The 24,598-nt window shown below is 42.3% G+C and carries 21 protein-coding genes; 8 read left to right on the forward strand and 13 right to left on the reverse strand.

What is annotated here, in order from left to right:
* The first annotated feature begins 38 nt into the window (after window positions 1-38).
* Window positions 39-182, forward strand: coding sequence for a YoaH family protein (locus tag OCV11_RS20985; protein WP_261896355.1), 144 nt, complete (start codon window positions 39-41; stop codon window positions 180-182).
* A gap of 593 nt (window positions 183-775) precedes the next feature.
* Here OCV11_RS20985 and OCV11_RS20990 read toward each other — a convergent pair.
* Complete coding sequence (locus OCV11_RS20990; RefSeq protein ID WP_261896356.1) at window positions 776-952, reverse strand: hypothetical protein; 177 nt, start codon at window positions 950-952, stop codon at window positions 776-778.
* Between the two features lie 533 nt (window positions 953-1,485).
* Window positions 1,486-1,896, reverse strand: coding sequence for a cell envelope integrity TolA C-terminal domain-containing protein (locus tag OCV11_RS20995; protein WP_261896357.1), 411 nt, complete (start codon window positions 1,894-1,896; stop codon window positions 1,486-1,488).
* 913 nt (window positions 1,897-2,809) lie between these two features.
* On the opposite strand from OCV11_RS20995, the gene OCV11_RS21000 reads away from it, so the two are divergent.
* Window positions 2,810-4,462 (forward strand): hypothetical protein, encoded by a 1,653-nt coding sequence (locus tag OCV11_RS21000; protein ID WP_261896358.1) that lies wholly within the window; start codon window positions 2,810-2,812, stop codon window positions 4,460-4,462.
* A gap of 310 nt (window positions 4,463-4,772) precedes the next feature.
* Here OCV11_RS21000 and OCV11_RS21005 read toward each other — a convergent pair whose 3' ends face one another.
* The 5 genes from OCV11_RS21005 to OCV11_RS21025 all read right to left on the reverse strand — a co-directional run bounded on the left by OCV11_RS21005 (window position 4,773) and on the right by OCV11_RS21025 (window position 6,864).
* The gene (locus OCV11_RS21005; RefSeq protein ID WP_261896360.1) at window positions 4,773-5,192 is read right to left on the reverse strand and encodes a PaaI family thioesterase; all 420 of its coding nucleotides are present in this window, start codon (window positions 5,190-5,192) and stop codon (window positions 4,773-4,775) included.
* The gene (locus OCV11_RS21010; protein WP_261896362.1) at window positions 5,185-5,679 is read right to left on the reverse strand and encodes a NifB/NifX family molybdenum-iron cluster-binding protein; all 495 of its coding nucleotides are present in this window, start codon (window positions 5,677-5,679) and stop codon (window positions 5,185-5,187) included. Before OCV11_RS21010 ends, OCV11_RS21005 begins: the two co-directional genes overlap by 8 nt.
* A 140-nt stretch (window positions 5,680-5,819) precedes the next feature.
* Window positions 5,820-6,089, reverse strand: a complete 270-nt coding sequence (locus tag OCV11_RS21015; RefSeq protein WP_261896364.1) for a DUF134 domain-containing protein — start codon at window positions 6,087-6,089, stop codon at window positions 5,820-5,822.
* Between the two features lie 67 nt (window positions 6,090-6,156).
* Window positions 6,157-6,468 (reverse strand): stress response translation initiation inhibitor YciH, encoded by a 312-nt coding sequence (gene yciH, locus OCV11_RS21020; RefSeq protein WP_261896366.1) that lies wholly within the window; start codon window positions 6,466-6,468, stop codon window positions 6,157-6,159.
* Window positions 6,469-6,477: 9 nt separating this feature from the next.
* Window positions 6,478-6,864, reverse strand: a complete 387-nt coding sequence (locus OCV11_RS21025) for a DUF3319 domain-containing protein (RefSeq protein WP_261897974.1) — start codon at window positions 6,862-6,864, stop codon at window positions 6,478-6,480.
* 104 nt (window positions 6,865-6,968) lie between these two features.
* On the opposite strand from OCV11_RS21025, the gene OCV11_RS21030 reads away from it, so the two are divergent.
* Window positions 6,969-7,928, forward strand: a complete 960-nt coding sequence (locus OCV11_RS21030) for a tyrosine-type recombinase/integrase (RefSeq protein WP_261896367.1) — start codon at window positions 6,969-6,971, stop codon at window positions 7,926-7,928.
* Here the strand turns inward: OCV11_RS21030 and OCV11_RS21035 are convergent.
* Together OCV11_RS21035 and OCV11_RS21040 are read right to left on the reverse strand one after the other, a co-directional pair.
* Window positions 7,912-8,916, reverse strand: a complete 1,005-nt coding sequence (locus tag OCV11_RS21035) for a D-alanine--D-alanine ligase (protein WP_261896369.1) — start codon at window positions 8,914-8,916, stop codon at window positions 7,912-7,914. The two genes, OCV11_RS21030 and OCV11_RS21035, sit on opposite strands and share 17 nt — an antisense overlap.
* A 158-nt stretch (window positions 8,917-9,074) precedes the next feature.
* Entirely contained in the window at window positions 9,075-9,635 is a 561-nt protein-coding gene (locus OCV11_RS21040) for an SPOR domain-containing protein (RefSeq protein WP_261896370.1), read from the reverse strand.
* A 230-nt stretch (window positions 9,636-9,865) separates the two neighbouring features.
* Between OCV11_RS21040 and OCV11_RS21045 the strand changes: the two genes are divergently transcribed.
* Complete coding sequence (locus OCV11_RS21045; RefSeq protein WP_261896371.1) at window positions 9,866-12,559, forward strand: bifunctional acetate--CoA ligase family protein/GNAT family N-acetyltransferase; 2,694 nt, start codon at window positions 9,866-9,868, stop codon at window positions 12,557-12,559.
* On the opposite strand, the gene OCV11_RS21050 is transcribed toward OCV11_RS21045, so the two are convergent.
* Window positions 12,556-13,443 carry a LysR family transcriptional regulator gene (locus OCV11_RS21050; RefSeq protein WP_261896372.1) on the reverse strand — a complete coding sequence of 296 codons (888 nt, stop codon included), beginning with the start codon at window positions 13,441-13,443 and terminating at the stop codon, window positions 12,556-12,558. The two genes, OCV11_RS21045 and OCV11_RS21050, sit on opposite strands and share 4 nt — an antisense overlap.
* A 362-nt stretch (window positions 13,444-13,805) precedes the next feature.
* Between OCV11_RS21050 and OCV11_RS21055 the strand changes: the two genes are divergently transcribed.
* The gene (locus tag OCV11_RS21055) at window positions 13,806-15,923 is read left to right on the forward strand and encodes a TonB-dependent hemoglobin/transferrin/lactoferrin family receptor (RefSeq protein ID WP_261896373.1); all 2,118 of its coding nucleotides are present in this window, start codon (window positions 13,806-13,808) and stop codon (window positions 15,921-15,923) included.
* 224 nt (window positions 15,924-16,147) lie between these two features.
* On the opposite strand, the gene OCV11_RS21060 is transcribed toward OCV11_RS21055, so the two are convergent.
* The 3 genes from OCV11_RS21060 to OCV11_RS21070 form a co-directional block, all read right to left on the reverse strand.
* Window positions 16,148-17,842, reverse strand: coding sequence for an SgrR family transcriptional regulator (locus OCV11_RS21060; RefSeq protein WP_261896375.1), 1,695 nt, complete (start codon window positions 17,840-17,842; stop codon window positions 16,148-16,150).
* Window positions 17,843-17,945: 103 nt separating this feature from the next.
* Window positions 17,946-18,179, reverse strand: a complete 234-nt coding sequence (locus tag OCV11_RS21065; protein ID WP_261896376.1) for a DUF3389 domain-containing protein — start codon at window positions 18,177-18,179, stop codon at window positions 17,946-17,948.
* Window positions 18,180-18,183: 4 nt separating this feature from the next.
* Window positions 18,184-18,615 (reverse strand): hotdog fold thioesterase, encoded by a 432-nt coding sequence (locus OCV11_RS21070; RefSeq protein WP_261896377.1) that lies wholly within the window; start codon window positions 18,613-18,615, stop codon window positions 18,184-18,186.
* A 256-nt stretch (window positions 18,616-18,871) separates the two neighbouring features.
* On the opposite strand from OCV11_RS21070, the gene OCV11_RS21075 reads away from it, so the two are divergent.
* The 3 genes from OCV11_RS21075 (at window position 18,872) to OCV11_RS21085 (ending at window position 24,579) form a co-directional block, all read left to right on the forward strand.
* Entirely contained in the window at window positions 18,872-19,438 is a 567-nt protein-coding gene (locus tag OCV11_RS21075) for a PhnA domain-containing protein (RefSeq protein ID WP_261896379.1), read from the forward strand.
* 377 nt (window positions 19,439-19,815) lie between these two features.
* The gene (locus tag OCV11_RS21080; protein WP_261896380.1) at window positions 19,816-21,720 is read left to right on the forward strand and encodes a methyl-accepting chemotaxis protein; all 1,905 of its coding nucleotides are present in this window, start codon (window positions 19,816-19,818) and stop codon (window positions 21,718-21,720) included.
* 867 nt (window positions 21,721-22,587) lie between these two features.
* Window positions 22,588-24,579 carry a M6 family metalloprotease domain-containing protein gene (locus OCV11_RS21085; RefSeq protein WP_261896381.1) on the forward strand — a complete coding sequence of 664 codons (1,992 nt, stop codon included), beginning with the start codon at window positions 22,588-22,590 and terminating at the stop codon, window positions 24,577-24,579.
* The last annotated feature ends 19 nt before the right edge of the window (window positions 24,580-24,598 follow it).

Consider the following 24,598-nt stretch of genomic DNA (forward strand, 5'->3'; position numbering starts at 1 on the left):
CCATTATATTCAGGCTCCTTAAATAAGGAGCTTTTTTTATGTTTGACGATTTATCCCTAACACACCAGCAGCAACAAGAAGCGGTGGAGAAAATTCAAAAGCTCATGGCTGAAGGAATGAGCACCGCAGAAGCAATCAAAGTGGTCGCTCAAGAGATACGAGAACAGCACAAAAACGCATGAATAGAAGGCACCTTTGGTGCCTTTTTTATTTTCTCTTATTTAACAGCATCTTACCTATTTAAAACATAGACATATGAGTTTTTATCATAGCTAATGTGTAATTAAACTACAGAAAAACTCAAGGCAATACTTGGGAAATCTCATAGAAGGCTATGTAAACACTTACTTTCGTTGTAAAGCCGATCAAAACTGAAGTAAAGGATCAAAATGTGAGTACTTTAGATCTTTTTAGGTCAAGCGAAAGCAGTTGTGGATAACTCTTATCGTAAGTCAATGTGAACCGTTACTTTCAGTGCTCAATGGGCACTATAACTAAAGCTATCGTGTACACTAGAAACAATGAAATACGAGGACAAAATCAAAAAGACTGAGAAACATTCGAGCCATATTGCTGTTTAAGTATGATGAACAGCATAAGTCTCATTATTGCACTGGAAAGAAGGTTAATCGTTACCTAAGGTTAATGTGCTGATAAAGAACCATTCGTTATTTAGCCAACTGACGTTGTTAGCGCCCTAATCAGGGCGCTTTTTTTTTGCACAAAATAAAAAAGAGAGCAGCGCTCTCTTTTAAGAAGGTGAGTACAACAAGTTCTAGATGATCTTCTGAAGATGGGTATTACAAAAACGGTGAATAATCACTGCAGAACCTGCCAACACGAGCAGGTTTAATGCCCAGTCTTGAAGGAGATAGAAGTACAATACTGCGCTGGCCACAATGGTGAGTGACGTTGCTAAAACGTAGAGTCTTTCCTTAAGCCATTGAGTCATAGTTTGTCTCCATACTTGATAGTTGTCTTTCGCTTTGTACCTGTTTGATACCGCTCTAGTGACACTGTCACCACAAACTGATTCGATTCCTTCATACACGTTTATCCTAGCCATAAATTATGATGTTTTTATTATTTTCTATCCCTAAAGGGTTAGTTCGATATTACTCACTCAGCACCTAATGTCACGTGCAGGCAACATCTTACTCGATTACTTACGGTCAGGATCACAGAATTAACTTGTACAACAAATGCTCAATTAGAAAAAGTGACACCTCATCAAGTTATCCACATTGAGCGAGGTATAAAGGTATTGCCTAATACAGACTAACTGCTTGAGCCCATGATTGCTGTCTTAGTTTTGAGAGTGCAAAGATCTTTGCTATTTTGCATCGTTTCCATTTGGTTAACAAAACTTGCATGACCAAATATTGCTCGATGATTATCAACAGTTTGTTGATAATCTCACTTAAAAGCTAAGCGGACACGTTTAATCGAAATGGAACAGGAATTATCTGAAAATGTTCACGTATCTTAGGGGACAAACGTTAGAGTCAGTGATTGATAGATGGGATGCAGTAATTTTGCATTGCGTGGTAAAGGAAATTGGTAGTGTTGACGAATGACCAGATAGATTTTGTCACACAACGCGTTTTGACTGTTGGTGTGAATCTGACGAATGGAAGCCGTTTCTGTAAACTGTATTTGTACCTTGCAGCGTAGACCTTTAAACGGAGTCGTTACACCAAGTTCCTGGTTAATAATTCCAACAACTTCTTTTGCCCATTGTTGCTCAGGGGTTTGGTTAAACTCATCTTGGTAACCAAAAATGTCTTTGATTGCCTGTTGCTCGTAGGATTTTGTATTAGCAGTTTGGGCGTCCGTTGCAATAGAGGGAAATGCAAACAGTAACAGCAGTGGGCAAAGATACAGTCGTGTTTTCATGTTGGCCTAGAAATCGAGTAAAAAGTGGTTCAACTATTTCAAATGACATCATATGTAAATCGTCGCTTATGTCTAGCATCGCTCGTGCACTTTTTGAAGATTTCCGCTATTTCAATTAATTAGTGGCTATTTGTTACGCCATAGTGCCTTACGTCACAAAATTTAAGCGTAACTTAGGAATAAGAAAGAGGGCTGGGTAAACTTTTATGCAGTTAAAACTATACAAAGCTAATATAAAAGCATATCATTGTTCCCATACGAACAATGAGGATAATCCCAATGAATGACAAGTCAGCTTATTTTTACTATTTATCTTTCGCTTCAGCATTAGGTCTAATTGCCCCATTTATAGTGTTATATCTAGCTGTTTCACACTAATATATAATTACGTTAAATATAAAGTAGTAGTGGTTTATTCGCTGCTACTTTTTTATTTGTGCTATTTACTATGCAGAATATATACGAGATTGCACCAGCAATTCTTTCCTTTGCTATCGTGCTTATATCAACTTCACTATCGCTCATTCTTATCTGATTACTGATTATAAACTTGCGTTTAATATTGAAAGCTCCTTGGATACATATCGCAAAACCAGCATCAAATGATAAATACCATGAATGTAAAATGACGTTCTATTCATATTTACAAATCATTACAGAGTTAACATTTAGTTTCAAAAAAGTTAAATAATATGTAGTTTAATTCATTTGTTGTGTATTGAATATGCAATAAATAGATTGAGTAATATATTAACAAGCGCTTATTTAGTGGTAACAATGTAACCATGTCTTATTTATGATAAAAGTTTGACAAAGTCACTATTTAATATACTATCCGATGCACAATTAAATGTGGTGTATTCTTTTATAAAAGATATGGCGTATGGTATACAAAGAGCTTAAGATAAGCCATTTGAAAACATTGATTATCGATCGCTCTGATTTCACGCTTACGAATATTCGGAGTATTCTGCACAAGATCAGTATTACCGACGTAAGAATCGAGAAGAAACTCGATACCGCCATTACCCAGATAGAAAAAAGTATTGAAGATCATAATATCTACGATTTAATTATCGTTGACTTCGATATATCCAAATTCGTGACTTATAAACGAATAGAATCCTTTCTCCAAAATATCAGTCCACGCAGTTGCCTTATCTTAACCAGTTCTGACCATAGCAAAGAGAACATTGTTAAGATGTTGGAAAACGAGCCCGATGATATTTTGCTTAAGCCATATCGTATTGATACCTTGAAAAACCGCCTGCGCCACAATGCTCGCAACGTGATCGTCACTAGTGACTTACGTAAAGCTCTAGAACAACGCGACAGCAAGCATATTTTGTCGGCGATTCACGAAATTGAACGTCACAATGAGTACGGTATATCAACTACATGGCTCAATAAACTCAAGATCAAAGCATCATTTGAAGATAAAGCTTACGAGAAAGTGATTAACTCTGCCGAGCATTACCTAAGCTATAGCGAATCAGAGTGGGCGAGAAACTATTTATGTCGTTCTCTATTTCACGTTAAGTTTTACGACAAAGCGATAGAACAAGCAAAGATTGGTCGTCGTAAATACCCGATGTCGACCAACTTTTGTGTCGTTATGGGACAAGCCTTACTCATGAAAGGCGCGATAAAAGAAGCTGAAAAGCAGTTTCGTAAAGCGATTGAAATTAACCCAGATTGTATTGATGCGACTTTGGGGTTGGTTGATACTTGTTCTAAGCATGACGATGTCGAAACGCTAGTTAAGCGTTATGAAAACTTAGTAAGCCAAGTTGAAGGTACTATTTACGATAGTGCAGACTACTACGTTGATTATGCAAACGCATTGAAAGAAACGTCCGATGTTTCGCCTGTTGGCGAACAGCTCACGCAACTCATGCAGGCTGGTGAGATCTTAAAGCGAGGTAAAGGGTATTACAACGATAATGAAAACATCGATATCTGTATAAAATTGCTCGATGTGGCAAAAGATATTATTGAATGTAGAACCAACAATGCAGCTCAGATCCTCAATGACTTGATAGAGCACTCAAAAGATGCTGTTTTAAGTTCAGTAAGCACGTGTATCAACGTTGCTTATATGTTGGACTTAATGTGTGAAAAGGAATCGCTAGAACATTTCTTTACTGAATTGGATCTCTCTGAAATCGAGATTTATCCAGGGGATGCGAGCAATTCACAAAAAGTACGCCGGCTGGTACTGCAACGTTACAGTGTGCGTCGACGTAACACGGGATTCAACGGCAAAGACTACTCAACGCTAAAAGAAGACATCAACACCAACATCAAGAACAACGATTATGATATGGCTGCAGTCAAACTCAAAGACATGTTGGATTATGGCAAGTATCTACCAAACTTGATCTTGTTCTACGTAAAACTCAGAGCAATAAGCTGCATCAACAAACAGTTTAATCGACGTTCGATAGCTGCATACAATGACTCAATTCATTTTGCCAAAAACAATCTACGCGAAAAGAAAGACTTACAGAAGCTAGATGTCATTATCAAGAACTACAAACGCGACCGCATGAAGGTAAATGTTTAGTCTGAACGTGGAATCGGTACGAGTTACAAGGTCACTTAATCAGACAATTCAAAGGCGAAATTGGGGTCAGAGATGCCGAATTTGTGGATGTTAAAAAAAGAGACATTAGTTCGTATTATATGTGTTATGTTAAATATATAGTTCTGCATCCATCATTCTGGTTTACTCATGCTCTCTCTCGGTGTGAAGCTATTAAACATAACTGTATTTACCATAAAATACCTAATAATCACATTTATAATCTGCGATTAAAAATACGATTATTAGGTTTACTTAACTTATATCGTTTGTTGTTGGCCAGTTGTAGTCGTTAGCTAAGCGCAGTCGACTGGATAAACTTAGCCGTAGCATTTACTTTTGGTTGCTGTGTAACGCTTAACGTCGCTTCAAGTTGATAGATCTTGTGGCGATGTTGCACTAACTTAGCTTCGATATCGACCCAATCTCCAACGGCCAAAGCTTGGTGATATCTTAAATTTAATTCAGCTGTCATGGCGTTATTGATGCCATGTAGCTGGAGCCAGTTTACCATGGCTGAATCAACTAAGATCGCTGCAACACCACCGTGTAGAACGCCTTGATATCCTTGATAATGCTCCTGTACTTGATACCGACAAGACACGGTATCGTCTGCCATTATTTTGAAAACCAAACCCAGTGCAAATGGGTTTTGCTGCTCATTTCCGCAGGCAATACAGCCTGCGTGTGACATTCGAAATACGTTATTCATGTTTACAGCCGTGGCAGCATGGCTTTTTATGGCGTTCATCTGCTGTATAAATGCGATTGATCTTACTAGGAACCAAACTCTGAGTCTGACTTATCAAATGCTCATCGTCCTGCTGATACGTGCCTATAGCAGACGCTCTCTTTTTACCTGGCTTAACCCGCATAGTCTCTGAGACCTGTGTACTTAGTTCATACTCGTCCCAGAACTCCGCCATTGATCGAATATGTCTTGGTAATCTCAATACATCAATATGACTTTCTCTCAATTTTTCCCAGTAATGTGGACCAATGTCTTTTATATAAACGGCGGTAACATCATTTTCTTTCAACCATGAAATGACGTGTTTCTTGGCAAAGCAACCCGACTCTATAAATGCTTTTTGGGCACAAACAACGTGACTATCTTTATCGACAATCACGTAGTGTGTCGCTTTGGAAAAATGACTAGAAATAGTAACGTCGTCTTTCATTGGTAATGCAACTAACATGATTAGCTCCTAATTATTAGCATATGCTATTTATAATGGATATTAATAGCATATGCAATAAATAGGTATGACAGTGACAAAAAAAGAGCAGGCTCTCACCTACTCTTTTAAAATACTTCTAAGTTAAAAAAGTGACATTGTCACATTTTTAAAGCTTTACCATTAACAAGGCAATCCACCATTTTTCTACGTGCAGATTTCACAAGATTGGCGAGTGTTTGCCTTGAAACGCCCATGACGGCGGCGGCTTCTTGTTGCTGAAGACCTTCAAGGTCAACAAGTCTTAGTGCTTCAAACTCATCCAGTGCCAACTCCAACTGCTCTAACTCTGACATGGGAATACCGTTGGGTTTAAAACAGGAATTGGGTGGAGAACCACAAATGTTGCGTGGCAATTTTGGTCTGGCCATAACGCCTCATATGAAGTGATAAAAAACAAAAAGGAAGCTTAAGGTAGCTTCCTCTAAAAAGATGGGGTTAAGCGCCAGCAAGTTTAACTGTGTGGCCTTTTTTCTCGAGATGCGCTTTAATTTTATCGCGAACATCACCTTGAATTTCAATGCAGCCATCTTTTACAGCGCCACCGCATCCACACACTTTTTTGAGCTCTGCAGCGAGTAACTTTAGTGGCGCATCGTCTAAATCTAGGCCTTTAACGATACTGACGCCTTTACCTTTACGGCCTTTTGTTTCCCGGTGAATACGAACAATGCCATCGCCTTTAGGTCTTTCGACTTTTTCTGGTTCTGGTTTAATACGGCCGGTTTCTGTTGAATATACTAAAGTCATACTAAATAACTACTTCTTCTGCTGAGCTTGTTTAGCTTCCGCACGTTGTTTAGCAACTAAATAAGCTTCAATGTGTTTTTGAATTGCGAGTTTGGAGCCTTTGATAAGACGCCCGTTGAAAAAACAGTACCAAGCATTAGGAGCGCCGGTATCATTTTTTAATGTGAAGCCGTTAAACTCTTCATGCAAAGATCCAGTGGTTTCCTCGCGCTTTGCATTAAGAGATTCAAACTCTCTAGGGTCAATTATTGAGGCTGTGTCACACCACCAATCAATACTTTTTTTGACCGCAGCAAGGTTACCCGTCAGCACATGGTTTTTTATTTTTACTTGCCATATCTCAGTCGAATTAGGCGCAGATTGTAAATGAAATCCTCGGTAAATTGAGACGGCCATAGGCATTCTATACTCTTTAAATACGATTACCTTAAATAATAATTGTATATCTTATCTTAGCAAGTATATTTATATCTAAATTGCGATAGTTATAGTGCATTGATATGAAAAAAGTGACTCCAGTGATGATAAATTCATCAAATCAACAACAATTCGTCTCTCTTTTCCAAAAAGAGATTACAGTTCATCAGTTTAAAGATGTCACTCAGAATCAATATGCACATAGCTCATGTCTCGCGATGGTGAAGGATTGGAATCTTTTTCTGACCTTTTGCCATTCTCGTCATGTCGCTTCGTTACCCGCATCCACGACTGCAGTCAGGTTATTTCTTGAACACGAAGCGCGTTCGCGTAAATACGCCACTGTCCGGCGCTATTCCATCACAGTCAGCGTGATTCATCAGTTATGTGGTTTGTCCGATCCTACTAATCACAATCAAGTTCGCAAGGTGCTGATGCAACTGCGATTGGATAAGCATGGTGATAATAAACAGGCGGACACCTTCACCGCCAAACACCTCGAACAAATGGATAAAGCACTGGGTAAAAGTAAAGAAGCCAAAGAGATTCGTGATTTGGCGATTTATCATGTGATGTTCGAATGCGCGTTAAAACGTGGCGAATTGAAAATGTTACCTCTTGACCAAATCCGTTGGCAAAACAAAGATGCCATTGTCTCTATCAACGATTCAAGCTATGCGCTTTCAGAGTCTGGAAGCAAAGCCTTAGCGCGATGGTTGGGACTATTAAATGGTATCGAGGGGACAGCATTTCGCGCTATCAATCGACACGGAACCATCAGCGATAAACCATTGGATGATTCGTCTATCTATCGTATTTTGCGCGCTGCAGGTGAACGTATTGGTCAACCACAGTTGCAGTTTTCTGGTCAGTCAACACGAATTGGAGCGGTAAAAGAACTTGCCAAACAAGGACTTAAAGCTAAGGAAATCCAGAGTTTTGGCCGTTGGCTTAGCCCTGCTATGCCTTATCAATATCTTGGTGATAAGAACACAGCAGAGCGCGAAAAAATTCGCTTCCTAAGTATTAAGCCTTGGGAGTAAGCGAGCTTTTAACGCAGTTAGCAAGAAACTCAGAGAAACGGTGCCCATTATGCTCGAGCATTTTCGGGAACATCGAAATGGGTGTCATTCCTGGGAAGGTATTGATTTCGTTTAGATAAACGTCACCTTCAGGTGTCAGGAAGAAATCGATACGCGATAAATGGCGCAATTTCATGTGCACAAACGCTTTTTCTGCTGCTTGGTGAATCGCTTGCAGTTGTTGCTCTGTGAGGTTTTCCGCTTCTACAACAGTATGCGAATGACTTCCCGCACTGTATTTCTCTTCATAGGTGTAAAATGCATCCGCTGGTGCGATGACTTCACCTGGTTTAGTGATGTGTAGTTTGCCGTTGAACTCATAGGCTGCCACTTCTAACTCACGTGGTTTTACCGCTTTTTCTACTAGGACTTGCTCGGAGAAAGTAAACGCATTAGCGACAGTTTCTGCCACCTGAGTTTCACTAGTGACCTTATAACAACCTACGGACGAACCTTGGCGAGCGGCTTTAACGAAAATAGCGCCCCAGGTTTGTAGTGCTTGCGTGGTCTTTTCGACCGCATCTTGATTGTTTTCTGAAAGAAAAACATAAGGCGTATTAGGAATACCTAACGCGTCATACCAAAGCTTAGATGTAATCTTGTTAAAACTGTTGGAACTGGCTTCTGGACCACAGCCTAAGTAAGGGATACCGGCCAGATTTAGCATAGATTGAATGTCACCCGTTTCTCCCGGATAACCATGAATGCATGGAACAACAAAATCAATGTGATAGGTTGCGCCGTCGCTATTTAGCGTTGCCGTATTGGTATCGAGATAAACCAGTGAACCAGATTCTAAGAACCACCCCTCAGTTTTCATTTCGACGCGAATGACGTCAAACTCAGGAGTTAAAGCGAGTTGTTGTTGAATATAATTCGCTGAAATGAGAGAAACTTCGTGCTCAGATGAGCCACCGCCGCACAAAAGTAAAATAGTTGTCTTTGTCATTAATGTATTCCGTGACTGACCCCATCAGGTTTGTTGACTATGATAGTCAATTCACCGACAACTTACAGTGTTATCCGGCTTTTCTAACCAAATAATGGCTTAACCGGCTACTAAACAAACGACAAGAGGCGAAAATCGCCTCTTGTTGCTTCAAACCATTAGTTAAGTTTGTTCATTGTTGGGAATTCTGAGTTTTTAATCGCGTCAATGCTTTTAACGAAAGGATTTAATTTCTTCAACTCATCGGGTAATGCGGCAATCGCTTTTGCTGCTTCCTGACGTGTTGCAAAGTCGCCAAACAACACTGTGTACCATTTTGTACCGTTCACCACTTTGTAGTTTTCCCAAATAGGTTGCCCATTTTTAGGCAGAATATTTGAGAAGTGATCCACTTTGGTTTGAGAGCCCACAGCGACTACCTGGATGGTATAACCAAAACGTGTATGTGCTGCGTTTTGCTTCGCTGTTGGTGGAATGATTTTCACGCTTTTAGTTGCTGCTGGTTGCTGTTTAGGCACGGCAGGTGTTGGTTGGGTGCGTGGAGAGACGTTCTGCTCAGAAATGCCCTGCATAGCTCCATCTTGAGTCACGATAGGTTGGGAAACTTGAGCAACCTTAAAATCCTCTTGGTGACTTTCAGAAGTGACATCCGTAACGTAATTTTCTGAGGCACATGCAGCTAACAAAGCTGACAAGCCTACAATAGCAATCTTTTTCATGGAATCTTTAACGCTCTTTGTAGATAGTCATTAAATCATGCCGATAGCGGCGCTGAGAATCAAGTTCATGTTACTAATATATAACTATATCCTTGGAATTTTGACACAAACTAAGCCAAATAGGTCGCAGTTGTGATCACTCTGGCATTAATAAGACCTTCAGAGGGCGAAAGAATTCATTATACTCATGATTCTTACTTTAAAAGTTTGTCTGAGCGAGGCCCTAGCGCATGAATTCACTTTCCCAGCTGCTCAATCCCAAATCCGTCGCTGTTATTGGTGCATCGAGCCAGCCATTTAGAGCTGGGAATGTCGTGATGAAAAATCTATTGCTGGGTGGTTTCAATGGCACCATTATGCCGGTCACACCCAAATATCCTTCAGTTTGTGGTGTTCTTGCTTATCCCACCATCGAAGCGCTGCCGTTAAAACCTGACATTGCCATTTTATGTACTCACGCTTCTCGCAATATCGAATTAGTCAGACAGCTCGCCAATCAGGGCGTTCAATACGTCATCATTGTGTCAGCCGATATGTACGCGTTAGCTGATCCGGTTCATACCATACTGGATATCTGCGTTGATATTGCTAAAAAATCACAAATGAGGATATTGGGACCCAATAGCTTGGGGATCATTCTCCCTTGGCTCAACTTTAATGCCTCATTCTCTCCAGCCACTGCGTTACGAGGTAACATAGCGTTCCTATCTCAATCAGCCGCAGTCTGTACCACCATACTGGACTGGGCGAACGAGAAAAAAATTGGCTTTTCCGCCTTTATATCTCTAGGAAATGCGTGTGATATTGGGTTTGCCGACCTTCTCGATTATCTCAGTACCGACCGTCATACCGATGCCATTTTGCTTTATGTCGATAGTATTCATGATGCTAGGCGTTTCATGTCTGCAGCTCGAGCCGCCTCTCGCAACCGGCGGATTCTAGTGGTAAAAAGTGGTCGTACTCAACCCGGCCTACGCGCGGCAATGCAGCATACTGGAGGGGCTCAATCTCTTGATATTATTTATGATTCGGCGATTCGCCGTACTGGGATGCTACGCGTAAACAATATGCATGAATTGTTTGCTGCCGTAGAGACATTAACGCATTCAATTCCGCTGCGTGGAGAGCGTTTAGCTATCGTGACCAATGGCGGAGGCCCCGCAGTGATGGCAGTCGATACCCTATTTGAGCGCGGAGGAAAACTCGCCGCCATCGAACCAGACTTAATGGAAACCCTAGATAAGGCGCTACCTGCAAGTTGGTCGCGCTCTAATCCCATTGATATTGTTGGTGACGCGGACTCTCAGCGTTACATTGTCACGTTAAAAACCCTTTTTGATAGCAAAAATATCGATGCCATCTTAGTTATGATGAGCCCTTCTGCCGTCGCCAGTGCGGATGAAACAGCCCAAGCATTGATTGATCTTATTGCACAAGACCCTAGAGCCAAACGCTTTAACATTCTTACCAATTGGTCTGGCGAGATGACCGTCAACCAAGCACGGCTCAAACTAAGCCAAGCCGGTATCCCAACCTACAGAACACCAGAAAGCGCCGTCGGAGCATTCATGCATTTGGTCGAGTATCGGCGTAACCAGAAACAGTTGATGGAAACGCCCAGTACCGCTGAAGCGGTCGATATGATTAGCATGACCTCCGCGAAACAATGGCTAGAAGAGTCACTGGCAAGTAGCGATGATGTTGTCCACCTTGATACTCATCAACTCACAACCTTCTTTGGTTATTTTGAGTTTCATTTGCTGCCCACATTGATTGCTAATGATGCCGCAGAAGCTGTCGCCATTGCTGAGAAGATAGGCTATCCCGTTGCGGTGAAGCTTAACTCTCCGGACATTATGCACAAATCTGATGTTCAGGGCGTCATGCTTAATTTGCGTAATCATTCTGAGGTGGCTAACGCTGCTCAGGCCATTTTGGATCGCACAGAACTGCATTATCCCGCAGCCAATATCCAAGGATTGCAAGTACAAGCGATGGCAAAAATAACCGGTGCTGAAGAGCTTAGGGTGAAGGTAAAACACGATGATACCTTTGGCCCTGTCATTTTGCTTGGACAAGGTGGATCAGAATGGAATGAAGGACTTGATGCGGTCGCTGCACTCCCTCCATTAAATATGACCTTGGCTCGCTATGTGATAAACCGCGCCTTACAATCAGGTAAGTTGAGGCCGCAAAAGCAAGCCAATAGTATTGATATTCAAGCGTTATCTGAATTTCTCGTGCGGCTATCTCAAATGATCATCGAGTGTCCGCAAATTGAAGAACTGGATATCCATCCACTACTCGTTCATGAACAAGAAATTACGCTGTTGGATGTCGATTTAACCTTACGTTCATTCCATGGCGATGCCCAAGGCCGTTTGGCTATTCGTCCCTATCCTAGTGAATTGATTGAGCTTTGGCAGGATAAGCGCGGGGTTGATATCCTCGTTCGCCCTATTCTTCCCGAGGATGAACCACAACATGCGGCGTTTATTCAACGGGTGACTAAAGAAGATCTCTATAAACGCTTTTTCTCTGAAGTCGGCGAATTTAACCATGAAGCGCTCGCCAATATGACTCAGATTGACTATGACCGAGAGATGGCGTTTGTCGCCCTGCAAGGACCACACATCATTGGCGTCTCTCGAGCCCTGATCAATCCCGAAAACACCGATGCTGAATTCGCTATTTTGGTGCGCTCTGATTTGAAAGGCATTGGCTTGGGTAAAAAGCTGATGGGCAAAATCATTGATTACTGCCGAGACAAGCACACGTTGCGAATGTCGGGAATTACGATGCCCACGAATCAAGGGATGTTGGCATTAGCCCGAAAATTTGGTTTTGAAGTGGAAGTCTATTTTGAGGATGGAGTGGCAGAAATGCATCTGCCACTCAAAGAACGCCATGAGTTTAAACGTTAACGAAGCTGCCAGTGCTTTTTGAGATATTGGATGCACCACGACTTCGCTTCACCGATTTTATTACGGCGCCAAGCCATAATCAGTTCCAATTCACGAGGTTCGGAACCGTCAATGATTTTTAATTTGCCAGCCTCAATTAGGGGTTGAGCCACTTGGCTTGGCAAAGTGCCAATACCTAAACCGTCCACCAAAGCTTGGCATTTCGCATTTAAGTTTGTCACGGTTAAACGGGGTTGCTTTTGCAAAATATTCACACTCATCGCTGGCTGATCTCGCGCCGTATCGGCAATCGCAATCACACGATATTTTTGCCGTGCTTCTTCATCAAATGCGCCAGAACGTTTATGAACGTAATGATCGGTAGCTGCGACCCAAACTGCGGTCATATGACCTAACGTTTCTGCTTTTACATCCTGTGGAAGCGTTTCTATGCGTGGGCAGACCAGAAGATCTGCTCTATCGCTCGCAAGCGACTCCCAACATCCCGCCAAAATTTCCTCTTGAAGACGAATACGTGTTTTACTGACGTTACCTAACGCATCGACCAGAGGGAAAAAGTTACTGATCGGAATCAATCCATCAAAGGCTAAGGTAATGTCCAATTCCCAACCGTTGGCCAATACAGTGGCATCGTGTACTAACTTTTCTGTCGCCGACAAAATCGCTCTGCCTCGATCCAAAATCAGTTTTCCTGCATCGGTGAAATTGGCCTTATGACCTGAGCGGTCGAAAATCATAATGTCCAAATCTTGCTCAAGTTTCTGAATTTGATAACTCAAAGAACTGGGCGCTCGATTAAGCTCATTGGCTGCAGCGGCAAAGCTGCCGCGTCTATCGATGGCATCGAGGATATGTAATGCTTCTAACGTTATTGGACTTTGCACTTTATGCTTTCCTTTTTTATTTTTGGACAGAGTACTGCAGTCAAGCTTAGAGAGTGAAAATAACGATGAGTTCCGTTACAAATGATGAACTTACACCCTTTCTAATCATTTAATTCTGCTTCACAACTCGTGATTTGAATCACAATTTTTACTTTACAAACATTTACAGATTAACCACTTGCTCGCCGTAAAGCAAACACTAACTGAATGATAAATATAGACTAAACATTGGATTTTGAAAATGTAGGTGTGAAATCCCTTCCAAAATAACCAAATGCAAATGATAGTAATTATTATTTAGATTTAATAAACTCTGCGCCGTCCTAGTGAAGGCTCAAAATAACGATAAGAAGGTAAAGTAGATGTTTAATAAATCTATCATTTCTACTGCAATTTTTCTTGCTCTTTCTCATTCCGCCTATGCGGAAACGGCTGAAGAGCAAAACCAATTTGAAAAGGTAGTGGTCACCGCCACCCGCAGTAACCAAACTCTTGGTAATACCGCTGCGTCTGTGACCGTGGTTAGCGCTGAAGAGATCGAACGAAATCTGGATCAAGATTTAAAAGACATTTTTGACGACGTCCCTGGAGTTTCTGTAAACAGCGCAGATCGTCAAGGGATTCAAAACATCAACATCCGTGGTATCGAGGGTAACCGCGTTAAGATTTTGGTTGATGGCATGACTCAAGGTCAATCATACGATGGCGGTACGACTGGGTTTATTAACTCCAGCGCTATCTATATCGACCCTGACATGATTAAAGATGTTCAAATTGTCAAAGGTGCGGCGTCGAGTCTCTATGGTAGTGATGCGGTGGGTGGTGTGGTTGCGTTTGAAACGAAAGACCCAGCCGATTTTATTAAACAAGGCAACAACACAGGCGGCCAAGTTAAGCTCTCCTACTCTTCTAAAGACAAATCCTTCGCGGAGAATGTCATTGTTGCTCATCGTTCTGGTGATCTTGACTCATTAGTTTCGGTGACTCGTCGCGACGGTAAAGAAGTACAAAACTTCCGTCACTCCGATGATGAGGCAAGCTATTCAGCGGACTCTCAAGATACTGCAAAAAATGACATCATGTTGAAGCTGCAATATCAGTTAAATGATGACCATCGTCTTGAGTTTATCGGTGAAGATATACATAACCAAACCGATTCTGATATCTACAACGCCAGTTACAGCGGTTATACCGGTGACGATACCACGGATAAACTTCGCTTAGGTCTGAAACATATTTGGTATAGCCATCTAGGTTTCGCTGACTCAATTACGTCACAAGTAAACTGGCAAGATAAAAAAGAAAGTAACATCACTCACCGAACGTCGACTCGCTCTTCTAGCTACGAGAAGAAAGACTACACCTACGAATCGAAAAAATGGGAAGGTGAAACTCAGTTAAACAAGAAAGTAACGCTACTCGGTAATGAGCATCAATTTACCTATGGTGCCAACTACAGTTATGCAGACATCACCAACTCTTTCTGGACCGACACCACAACCAGCAGCGGCGCAACAACTTCTGCTGAAACAGTGTACACCCCTAATGTAAAAGAGCAGAAGTTTGGCGTCTTCTTACAAGATCAGATCAACTTCCTTAATGGAGACCTATTGGTCACACCAGGGCTTCGTTATGATTGGTTTAACACCGATCCGAGTGATGTAGATGGCGAAAGTTATGATAGTTATAGTGATTCAGCATTCACTGCTCGTTTAGGTTCTGTCTATCACTTGAATGAACAAAACTCTGTGTTTGCTCAAGTCAGTCAAGGATTCCGAGCTCCTTCATTTGATGAGCTTTACTACATCTACAGTCACCCAGAGTACGGTTATGAAAGCGTACCAAACACGGACTTGAAAGCAGAAAAAAGTATCTCTTATGAGCTAGGCTATCGTAATAGTAACCGCGTTAGCGATGCTGAAATTTCTGTTTTCTATAGCGATTACGATGACTTTATTGACCAAACTAGTCGTGCTGGTAGTGATGGTTTAACCCAGTACTACTACACCAACATCGACAAAGCGAAAATCAAAGGGATTGAACTGGCTAACACCTTGCGTTGGGATGAATTGGTTGGTGCTCCACAAGGGCTAAGCAGTAAAACCGTCGCTGCCTATACTGAAGGTGAAGATGGTGATGGTGAACCGCTAGACAGTGTTAACCCATGGAATGCCATCGTCTCGCTAAACTACGATGCGCCGAACAAATCTTGGGGTAGCAGCGTCAAAGTGAACTACACCGCAAGCAAAAAATCGAGTGACATCAGCTCTGATAGCCAAACAGAAATGCCAAGTGCTACTGTGCTTGATATTACTGCCTACTACAAGCCTATCAAAGACTTAACTCTATCTGCTGGCGTATTCAACTTGACCAATAAAGAGTACTACTCTTGGAATAACGTTCGCGGACGTAGCCAGTTGTATTCATCAGATACTGAAGCGAAACGTAACTTTGCTATTTCAGCGAAATACCAATTCTAATTGCTCTTGTGGAATAAGAAAAAAAGGTGCAATAAGGAAAAAAGACAAAGCCCGCATGCGCGGGCTTTGTTATAGATTACGACTTCATCTCTTTACGCAACATGAGTAGACCAACAATGATGAAGGCGACGATTAAACCAAGCCCCATAGTTTCCTCAATAGAGTGTATCGACACTTTTAGCTTAGACCGTTTTCCACATCGCTGGGTGAAATCTCAAAGCAAATTAAATATGATCAGGTTTAATCCACACTTGGCTAAAATCAAACCACCCCAACGCGTTGCATTTTGCGTTTTGTAAGGCGCCGCATTGATCTTTCGATACCCCTAACCAGCAATGGAATAATGGTACCAGTTGCCCTTTTTCGATCAGTGACTTACCAATTTCTCGACCAGGGAATGGGACCTCGTCTTCTTCACGCCACTCATCAACGAGCTCATGCCAAGCGTTAAAATCCTCTTGGCGGCTCACTAATTCAATGTCCGAGTCATTGAGCAACCATCCCGCTAAGGCATCATCGCGATGATTGGCAATGCCCATGGCTTTAATCCACACATCAATCGATGTTGGATCCTCAACGTTTTGCTCATAGCGCACAAAATCGACTTTCAAGCCATCATCACTCAGCAGTTTTTCAATAGCATCCGCGAGCAATGGAAACATTGGATGACGAGCATGATAAGCAATTCTGACCGTTTGCCCCCGACGCGGTACATGAATCACATCGGTAAGAGAACGGTGATACCAACCGGGTTTCAAACCATGTGCGGGCAATAGTCCCATTTCGACAATCGACTCTTCTGGCAACATTCGTAGCAGATTTAGCGAGGTAAGTTTGTTGCACAAATAATCAGCCCATTCATCTTGAGCAGCTAATCCTTGCTTACGATTAAGCAACAGATAAGTACAACCAGGATCGAGTTCAACATCTTCGGTAAATGACGTCTTACGCCCCGATTTCATTGGGTTTGTCAGTGAGGGGAAAACCAGCGAGGAGTGCACTTCATCAATCACCCACACTTCGACACGGTCCAATAGCGGTCGAAAACCAAAATAACCGTCATAGGCCTGCAGCACCAAGCGCTTGTCATCATTGAGAACAACTCGATAAGGGCCAGTACCCACTGGCATTAAATCGTAATCGTCACTACGTGAGCTTTCGGGCAGTGTTACTTTGGCACTGGTTTCGGCCAACCAAAGTGGTAAATGATGATCTGGCTTGTACAGATAGATATCAACCACCCAATCTCCTGGTGAATCGACCGATTCCAGATGAGAAAAGAGTTTGAGCGTACGTAAGCGCCAAATGCTATCTACAACGATGTCTGTGGTCAGCAGCTCCCCATTATGGAACCTAACGCCCGGACGCAGATAAAATCGCCAATGGCGCGCACTAATGGCTTCCCAGCTATGGGCTAAATCAGGACGGATTTCTTCTTTATCATCTAAGCGAGTTAAGCCGCTAAAGACTTGCCGAGCAATATGCTGCTCTGAGCGACGCATGGATTTGGCGGGATTGAGCATAGAAAGAGGACGATAGTACGGCAAACGCACCACCGGCATCCCCTCAGAATGCTGGACGCCTAAATAGCTTTGAATAACTTGCGTTAATTTCGCCGCATCGTTTTCTAACACTCCTAACGCTTGACCGATTTTACCCTCGTCTAAATAACGTCTGGCCAAATTTTCGCTGACGTCCGATCGACTACGCTTAAAGTTCAACCGCGATAATTTGCCGCGACCAGCCGCAGGATGCCACTCAATCCAGCCCTCTTCTTCCATTTTATTTAGAACAATACGAGCATTACGGCGAGTACAGCAGAGAATTTCCGTGACATCTTCGAGCTGGGTTTCCGCATCCAAACCAGCGAAATATTCAAATAGGGTTTCAAACTGGACACGTAGGCGTGGGCTACTCATATAGGGGAAAATCTCTTACGTCAGTGTAATAAAAATAAGTTTCCTCATTTTATGACGATAAAGCAAGCACGCCTTTGTGGTGGATCACAACGTTAGGTGTTATTTACGCAATTTCACAGCCAAGTTCTTGTGAGATCAGCTCAATCTGCTCTGGAGTATCCAATTTCACAGACCACTTCACACCACCTATATTGGCCATCAGTATATTAGCACCCGAGCCAAATAAGGAAACCGCACTCTGCTCGGCTTGTAACACACACTGAGGTAATGATGAGAATCTCACCACGATTTCGTGGGGAGTCACAATGATTTTGCCTTGGCTAAACTCAATCAACATGGCTTTACTCTGGCTTACGTGCTTTGCGCACCGCAATCGTTAAGCGACTGGTACAAACCAAACGATCGCGCTCATCAGTAATATTAATTTGCCACACTTGGGTTGATACGCCGCGGTGAATGGGTGTTGCGGTACCAATCACCATCCCTTCACGCATTGAGCGCACATGATTGGCGTTGATATCAAGACCCACACAAAACTCGTCGTCAGCAACACAGAAATTCGCCGCAACAGAACCTAGCGTCTCAGCCAACACCACGGATGCTCCGCCATGCAACATTCCTAGCGGTTGATGAGTAAAAGAACACACCGGCATAGTGGCGCTAATGCTCTCATCGGTAATCTCAGTGTAAACAATGTTTAAATGGTCGATTAGCGTGTTTTTGGATGTGGCGTTAAGAATCTCAAGACTTATTGGCTTTTTCCAGATATTCATGGACAAGCTCCTAATAATGAATAGTTAAATGGTATTTTAGCGGGCAAAAACACGAAAAAAAAGTTTTGTTTTCATTCCGACCTTGAACCAAACTAATAACACATCAAAGCCCGTAATGATTCACTTTTCAGGCATTATTGAGATGATATAAGTCACACAAGATCATGATTTTTGCCGATTTCGGTGAATATCCCTTTTCTTCTTGTGTATAAAATGGATAATACGCCGCTCACGAAATTTACAATGGTGGAAACAGATGTCTACTGAAGCAACTTTACTTGCACGCTGCAACTCAAAATGTGAGCTATGCTCCGCTGACGCTCCTCTAGCGCCTTTTGTTGTTGCTCCTCACACGCAAATTACTGTCGATCACGCTGTGATGCTTTGTGATACCTGTAAAGGTCAAATCGAAAATCCAGAAACAGTAGATGTAAACCACTGGCGTTGTCTAAACGACAGCATGTGGAGCCAAGAAGCTCCAGTTCAAGTGCTAGCATGGCGTCAACTAAAAGGCCTTGCGGCTGAACAAGGTTGGGCACAAGATCTTCTCGACATGATGTATTTGGAAGAAGAAGTGGCAAACTGGGCAGCTATCGGTATGGATGATAATGCTGAAAAACCTCGTGACGTAAACGGCGTTGAACTGAAAAAAGGTGACGACGTAACGGTAATCAAAGACCTACCAGTGAAAGGCTCAAGCCAAGTCATTAAACAAGGTACTGTGATTCGTGGTATCAGCCTATCTGATGATCCAAAACTGATTTCAGGTAAAGCGAACGGACAATCAATGTACGTTATCGCAGAATACTGCCGTAAGAAGTAATTTCTGTTCGGTTAAGCTATTTAAGACAGGCACTGCGGTGCCTGTTTTTTTATCCTCGGCTCCGTTTCAAAACATTTTCCCTGCCTATACTCATTCTAATTCGTCAAACATCCCCATTCGCCCAGAGCATTAACACAATGAGGTATGACAAATTTGGCGTATTGTCACATCTCCAACTCTATTTATTTGGATCTTATTGAAATTCTTGTCCTAAACTCTTTTGGTAACCCGTTTATGCAATGGTATGTAGTTCTACTACCTGACAACTCGGGTTCAATTCGACTCTTTTCAATCTAACTCGTTGGAACCAGTACAGTGATATCTGGTGGCACATCGAGCGTGAATTAACGCTTGGTGATTACAATCATGGGGACACTATGAGCAAGCTAGGCTTTAAACGGACGCTAATTCTATCCTCCGCTCTCATTACCGGACTTTCGGTTGGGACATCCAATTACTTTAACTATCGCAGTGCTAGTGACATTCTGACTAAAACTATCTACCAAAACACCACGAATTATGTGCATCAAATCGCGGGGAAACTCAACTCGTTCATTAGCGAAAAATCCAACGCGATTGATAATCTGGCGGATGATTACCAAAAAAATAATTACACGGAAAACCATGCACAGAATATGCGCATGGCTGCTGCCACTTCAGACATATTTAACATTACCATCGGCTTTGATAATGGGGATGCCTACTGCTCCTATCCTCTGCCCGGTTGGACTGACTACAAAAACCCATCAACCTACAATGCCGCGCAGCGTCCTTGGTTTAAAGAGGCAATGGCGACATCTGGTCTCATCTATACCGAACCTTATGCCGACGCAACAACCAAGGAGCTCATGGTCAGTATTGGTAAACGAGCGGGTTCGGGTTCTGTCGTGCTCGCTGATATTCCACTGACGGTATTAAAAGACGTTGTTCAGTCAGTGGATATGAAAGGTGCGGTAACGCTGATCATGCAAGATGATTCATCGATTCTTGCCAGTACATCTCCAGCGGTTAAAATCGGCGACAAACTCTCTAGCTTCAGTTCGATATCACATTTGGTCGATAAAATTAAGCGCGGCGATCGCAGCATTGAATATCGACTTAATGATGTCGACAAAGTGATGTTTGCAGAGAAAATCCCCTACGGTAACAAAAACTGGTATTTATTGATTGGTTTGGATAAACACGTTGTTTTTGCGGCGTTAGATGATATGGCAACGCAAACCATCATTTTGACGCTAGTCTGTGTGGTGATTGCCGTCTTGTTGACCATGCTGCTGCTCAACATCCTGTATCGCCCTATTCTGGCGCTCAAAGAGACGATTAGCGTACTTGCCAGCGGTGAAGGTGATTTAACACGACGTCTAGAAGTGACGTCAACTGACGATCTCGGCATCATTGCTAGCGACGTCAATAAATTCATCGCGCACCTTCAATCACTGATGCTGCAAATTGAGGATTTTTCAAGTCAGTTAGTAAACAACATCTCCTCACTCAAGCAAACATCGAAGCAAAACTCCGGCATTCTTAACCGCCATGTGAGAGAAACGGAGCAGATATCAACGGCGATTGAAGAGATGAGCGCCACTGCGAATATGACCGCGCAGAATGCGCAAGAGTCGGTAGAATACACCAAAGAGGTGTCGCAGATGGGTAGCTCGTCATTGCGCATCTTAAATAACGCCAAATCTTACGTTGATCGCTTGGTTTCCGATGTGGAAAACACTGCGAGCAGCATGAGCAATATGAGTGACGAAACTAAGGGGATTAATCAGATCTTAAGTGTCATTGGTGACATCGCTTCTCAGACCAACTTACTTGCTCTTAATGCCGCTATTGAAGCGGCGCGTGCAGGCGAACAAGGTCGTGGTTTCGCAGTGGTTGCGGATGAGGTTCGCGCTCTGGCCAGTCGCACCCAAGAGAGCACTGAAGAAATTGAACGAGCGTTAACCAAGTTGCTCGATGGTAGCCAAGAAGTTCTAACGCTTATGGAGGGAACCAAAGCCACCTGTCACGAAACGTTTAATGGCACAACAGAAGTCGAGCAATCACTAAATAGCTTAACCTCTCAAGTTGAGAGCATTACTGATCTAAGTGTGAAGATCGCCACCTCTGCTGAAGAGCAAGATCGCGTGACCGCCGAGATCAGTAAAAATATGTCGGAAATAACCGATATAGTAAAACAACTCAATCAAAACGACGTAAACTCCTCAGCACAAGTGAATGATATCTCCAGCATCAATGAGCGTTTAGCATCCATTGTGAACAAATTTAAGCTGCGTTAACGTTCAGCGACTTAATATAGGCCATTAGTGTTCAACTAATGGCCTTTTTTGTCACAAAGAATTCATACCTGACACCATATGTCCACACTAAAGCCATTTATTTGTCACTAATCGAAATTAATATCGGTGTCTACAAAGAGAACCACTCTCTTTCGCATGTGTCTTTTCTTAAATATTATTTTTCTTTTTGTTGCGCCAAATTTGGCGCAATTTCTTTTTTGACCGATAGGTTTATATATTTACTTCAATCAACTATTCACACGAAATACCAGTCAAGCCTAGTCAACACCTACATTAGATTAAACACTCTATTCACACAAAACCAATTCTACACATTTAATTACATTTAATTTCAACTTTATTCTATATTGATATTGTTATCCATTAAGAATCAATAATGATACACAAAATGTCTCATAAATGAATAATTTATAGTTTAAACAATAGATCTATTTGTAAATTTAATTAAACTTCGCTTCTGATTTTGATGCATTAATATCAGCTTTTCGCATTAGTAGTAACTTATTAGTAATTAAATAGAGCACACAAAAATCATAACTCTGGATTGGGAATTCAATATTATTCAGTACAGAGTGTTGAATTATGTTGGATCTCAATCTGTTTTATAAACACAATTTCTATACCAAACCGTGTTCCAAATAGATGTTGATGAAACATTAATTGAGTCATCAACATCTAGTTATCAAAACCTGATTTATCAAGGGTTAGGTATCTCTCACCTTGTAATTTAGTGACTTGTTAATCTACACGCATTGTTATTTTTAACTTGGTTATGAGGAAATGAGTTATAGACAATGGGGTTATGGACCAAGGTGTGCCAAATTTCATCATCTAAGGTAATCTTTTATGAATAAACATCTAAGCAGTGGTGTTCTTTGTTTATCTTTGCTTTCCGGTGCAGTGCACGCAGCAATACCGTACAACGGTCAGACATATGAATATAAACAACCTAACGGTGAAGTCATTACGTTGACATTGGAAGGTAACGATTATTATGCCGAGCAACGTACAAAAATGGGGCGTTTGGTCATTTATGATGCCAATTTAAAAGGTATGGCCTATGCAAAAGTTTCTGATTCTGGTGATGAGTTGATCTCTACTGGCGAATTGGTTACAGAGAAAGTAGCTGATACTAATCCCCTATTTTCATCAAAACTGGTTAAAAAATATCACCGTGAACCAGGTTTAAATCGTGATGCTAAATTGAAGTTGGCTGAAGAGGCCAAAGCCAAGTTGCTAGACATTCAAGATAAAAATGACTTTCTCTTTTCGTCAAAAGCGCTAGCCAGTAATTCAGCGAATCACGTTCTGGGTAACGTACGCGGATTAACTGTCATGATTCAGTTCCCAGACGAAAAAGGAACCATGACGACAGAACAAATCAACAATTTTTTAAACGCCTCTGAATACACCGAATTTGGTAATAAACAATCTATTCGCGGTTATTATTACTCGGTTTCAGGTGGCAAACTTGATTATTCGAACACCGTCGTTGGATACTACACAGCGAAACACAATAAATCCTACTATACCGATCCGAGTATTGAGTTCTCCCAACGTGCCCGTGAATTGATTCTAGAAGCATTGAATTGGCTTGAGGACGAACAAGGTTTCGACTTCTCAACGCTTAGTACCAATGCGAATAAACAGATCCGTGGCTTAAACTTTATGTACGCGGGCACCTCAGGTGGTGCATGGTCACAAGGCTTGTGGCCTCACATGGGGGGCTTGTACCCACGTTTTTGTGCTGATGGCGTTTGCACCAATAACTACCAAATTTCAGATATGAGTGACAGCTTAGCTATCGGTACCTTTGCTCATGAGTCTGGTCACCTACTCTTTGATTGGCCTGATCTTTATGACTACGATGGCAGCTCGCAAGGCTCGGTAGCAAGTTACGGTATCATGGGTTTTGGTGCTGTTGGCTACCGCTCGATGTACCAACCTACTCCACCTGTTGCTCCACTTCGTGATTTGGTCGGTTGGGATACCGTCACTGAAATTAACCCAGCGGTTGATGCCAATGCACCGACTGGGCAACTCGCCGCCCAGAATGTCTCAAACACGTCTTACAAATGGAGTAATCCAAATAACGCCAATGAAGCGTTTTATATTGAGGCAATTAACCAAACTGGACAAAACACAGAACAGTTAGGATCTGGCTTAGCGATTTTCCACGTTGATAAAAATGGTGATCGCGATAATGAGTGGCACCCTTACATTCAAATGGAACACGCAGATGGCAAACGTGATCCTGAAAACTCGGTGAACCAAGGTGACGAGAATGACGTTTATCACCAATACGGTGAATTTACAGCCACTTTACCTAATGCGTTGACTGAAAAAGGCACAAACTCACTATGGTGGGATGGCAGTGAATCTGGCCTAAACATCAGTGATGTTTCCCAACCAGGCGAGACAATTACTTTCTTATCAACGCCTAACGTAGAACCGACTCATAACCAAGATACAGGGAATGACAATGCCGACAGTGGCAACGATAACAGCGGCGATAATTCCGGTGATACAGGGTCAAGCACCAGTAATACATTTACCGGTCATCTTGAAGCGTATACCTCTGTGATTGAACCCAATGGTAGCTATTTTGAATTTGCTGGCGGCGGCATTTTGCGTGTGTCACTAGAGGCATCAGCCAATACCGATTTTGGTATCGCGCTCTATCAGCTAGTCGATAACCAATGGCAAGCAGTCGCGGTTTCGCAAAATGAAGGCACCTCAAATGAGCTTATCGAGTATAACGGCGGCGCAGGTTACTATTATGTGGCCATTCTCGCTTACTCAGGTTCAGGTGATTACACCTTAAAACTCGGCCAATAAACACTTAGCCCCTTATCAT

This window comes from Vibrio porteresiae DSM 19223 (assembly GCF_024347055.1).
GTDB lineage: Bacteria > Pseudomonadota > Gammaproteobacteria > Enterobacterales > Vibrionaceae > Vibrio > Vibrio porteresiae.

Bases quoted from the DNA above. Each gene is read 5' to 3' on its own strand.
- OCV11_RS20985 (WP_261896355.1), top strand. From the start codon at position 39: ATGTTTGACGATTTATCCCTAACACACCAGCAGCAACAAGAAGCGGTG.
- OCV11_RS20990 (WP_261896356.1), bottom strand. From the start codon at position 952: ATGACTCAATGGCTTAAGGAAAGACTCTACGTTTTAGCAACGTCACTC.
- OCV11_RS20995 (WP_261896357.1), bottom strand. From the start codon at position 1,896: ATGAAAACACGACTGTATCTTTGCCCACTGCTGTTACTGTTTGCATTT.
- OCV11_RS21005 (WP_261896360.1), bottom strand. From the start codon at position 5,192: ATGAATAACGTATTTCGAATGTCACACGCAGGCTGTATTGCCTGCGGA.
- OCV11_RS21010 (WP_261896362.1), bottom strand. From the start codon at position 5,679: ATGTTAGTTGCATTACCAATGAAAGACGACGTTACTATTTCTAGTCAT.
- OCV11_RS21015 (WP_261896364.1), bottom strand. From the start codon at position 6,089: ATGGCCAGACCAAAATTGCCACGCAACATTTGTGGTTCTCCACCCAAT.
- yciH (WP_261896366.1), bottom strand. From the start codon at position 6,468: ATGACTTTAGTATATTCAACAGAAACCGGCCGTATTAAACCAGAACCA.
- OCV11_RS21025 (WP_261897974.1), bottom strand. From the start codon at position 6,864: ATGGCCGTCTCAATTTACCGAGGATTTCATTTACAATCTGCGCCTAAT.
- OCV11_RS21030 (WP_261896367.1), top strand. From the start codon at position 6,969: ATGAAAAAAGTGACTCCAGTGATGATAAATTCATCAAATCAACAACAA.
- OCV11_RS21035 (WP_261896369.1), bottom strand. From the start codon at position 8,916: ATGACAAAGACAACTATTTTACTTTTGTGCGGCGGTGGCTCATCTGAG.
- OCV11_RS21040 (WP_261896370.1), bottom strand. From the start codon at position 9,635: ATGAAAAAGATTGCTATTGTAGGCTTGTCAGCTTTGTTAGCTGCATGT.
- OCV11_RS21045 (WP_261896371.1), top strand. From the start codon at position 9,866: ATGAATTCACTTTCCCAGCTGCTCAATCCCAAATCCGTCGCTGTTATT.
- OCV11_RS21055 (WP_261896373.1), top strand. From the start codon at position 13,806: ATGTTTAATAAATCTATCATTTCTACTGCAATTTTTCTTGCTCTTTCT.
- OCV11_RS21060 (WP_261896375.1), bottom strand. From the start codon at position 17,842: ATGAGTAGCCCACGCCTACGTGTCCAGTTTGAAACCCTATTTGAATAT.
- OCV11_RS21065 (WP_261896376.1), bottom strand. From the start codon at position 18,179: ATGTTGATTGAGTTTAGCCAAGGCAAAATCATTGTGACTCCCCACGAA.
- OCV11_RS21070 (WP_261896377.1), bottom strand. From the start codon at position 18,615: ATGAATATCTGGAAAAAGCCAATAAGTCTTGAGATTCTTAACGCCACA.
- OCV11_RS21075 (WP_261896379.1), top strand. From the start codon at position 18,872: ATGTCTACTGAAGCAACTTTACTTGCACGCTGCAACTCAAAATGTGAG.
- OCV11_RS21080 (WP_261896380.1), top strand. From the start codon at position 19,816: ATGAGCAAGCTAGGCTTTAAACGGACGCTAATTCTATCCTCCGCTCTC.
- OCV11_RS21085 (WP_261896381.1), top strand. From the start codon at position 22,588: ATGAATAAACATCTAAGCAGTGGTGTTCTTTGTTTATCTTTGCTTTCC.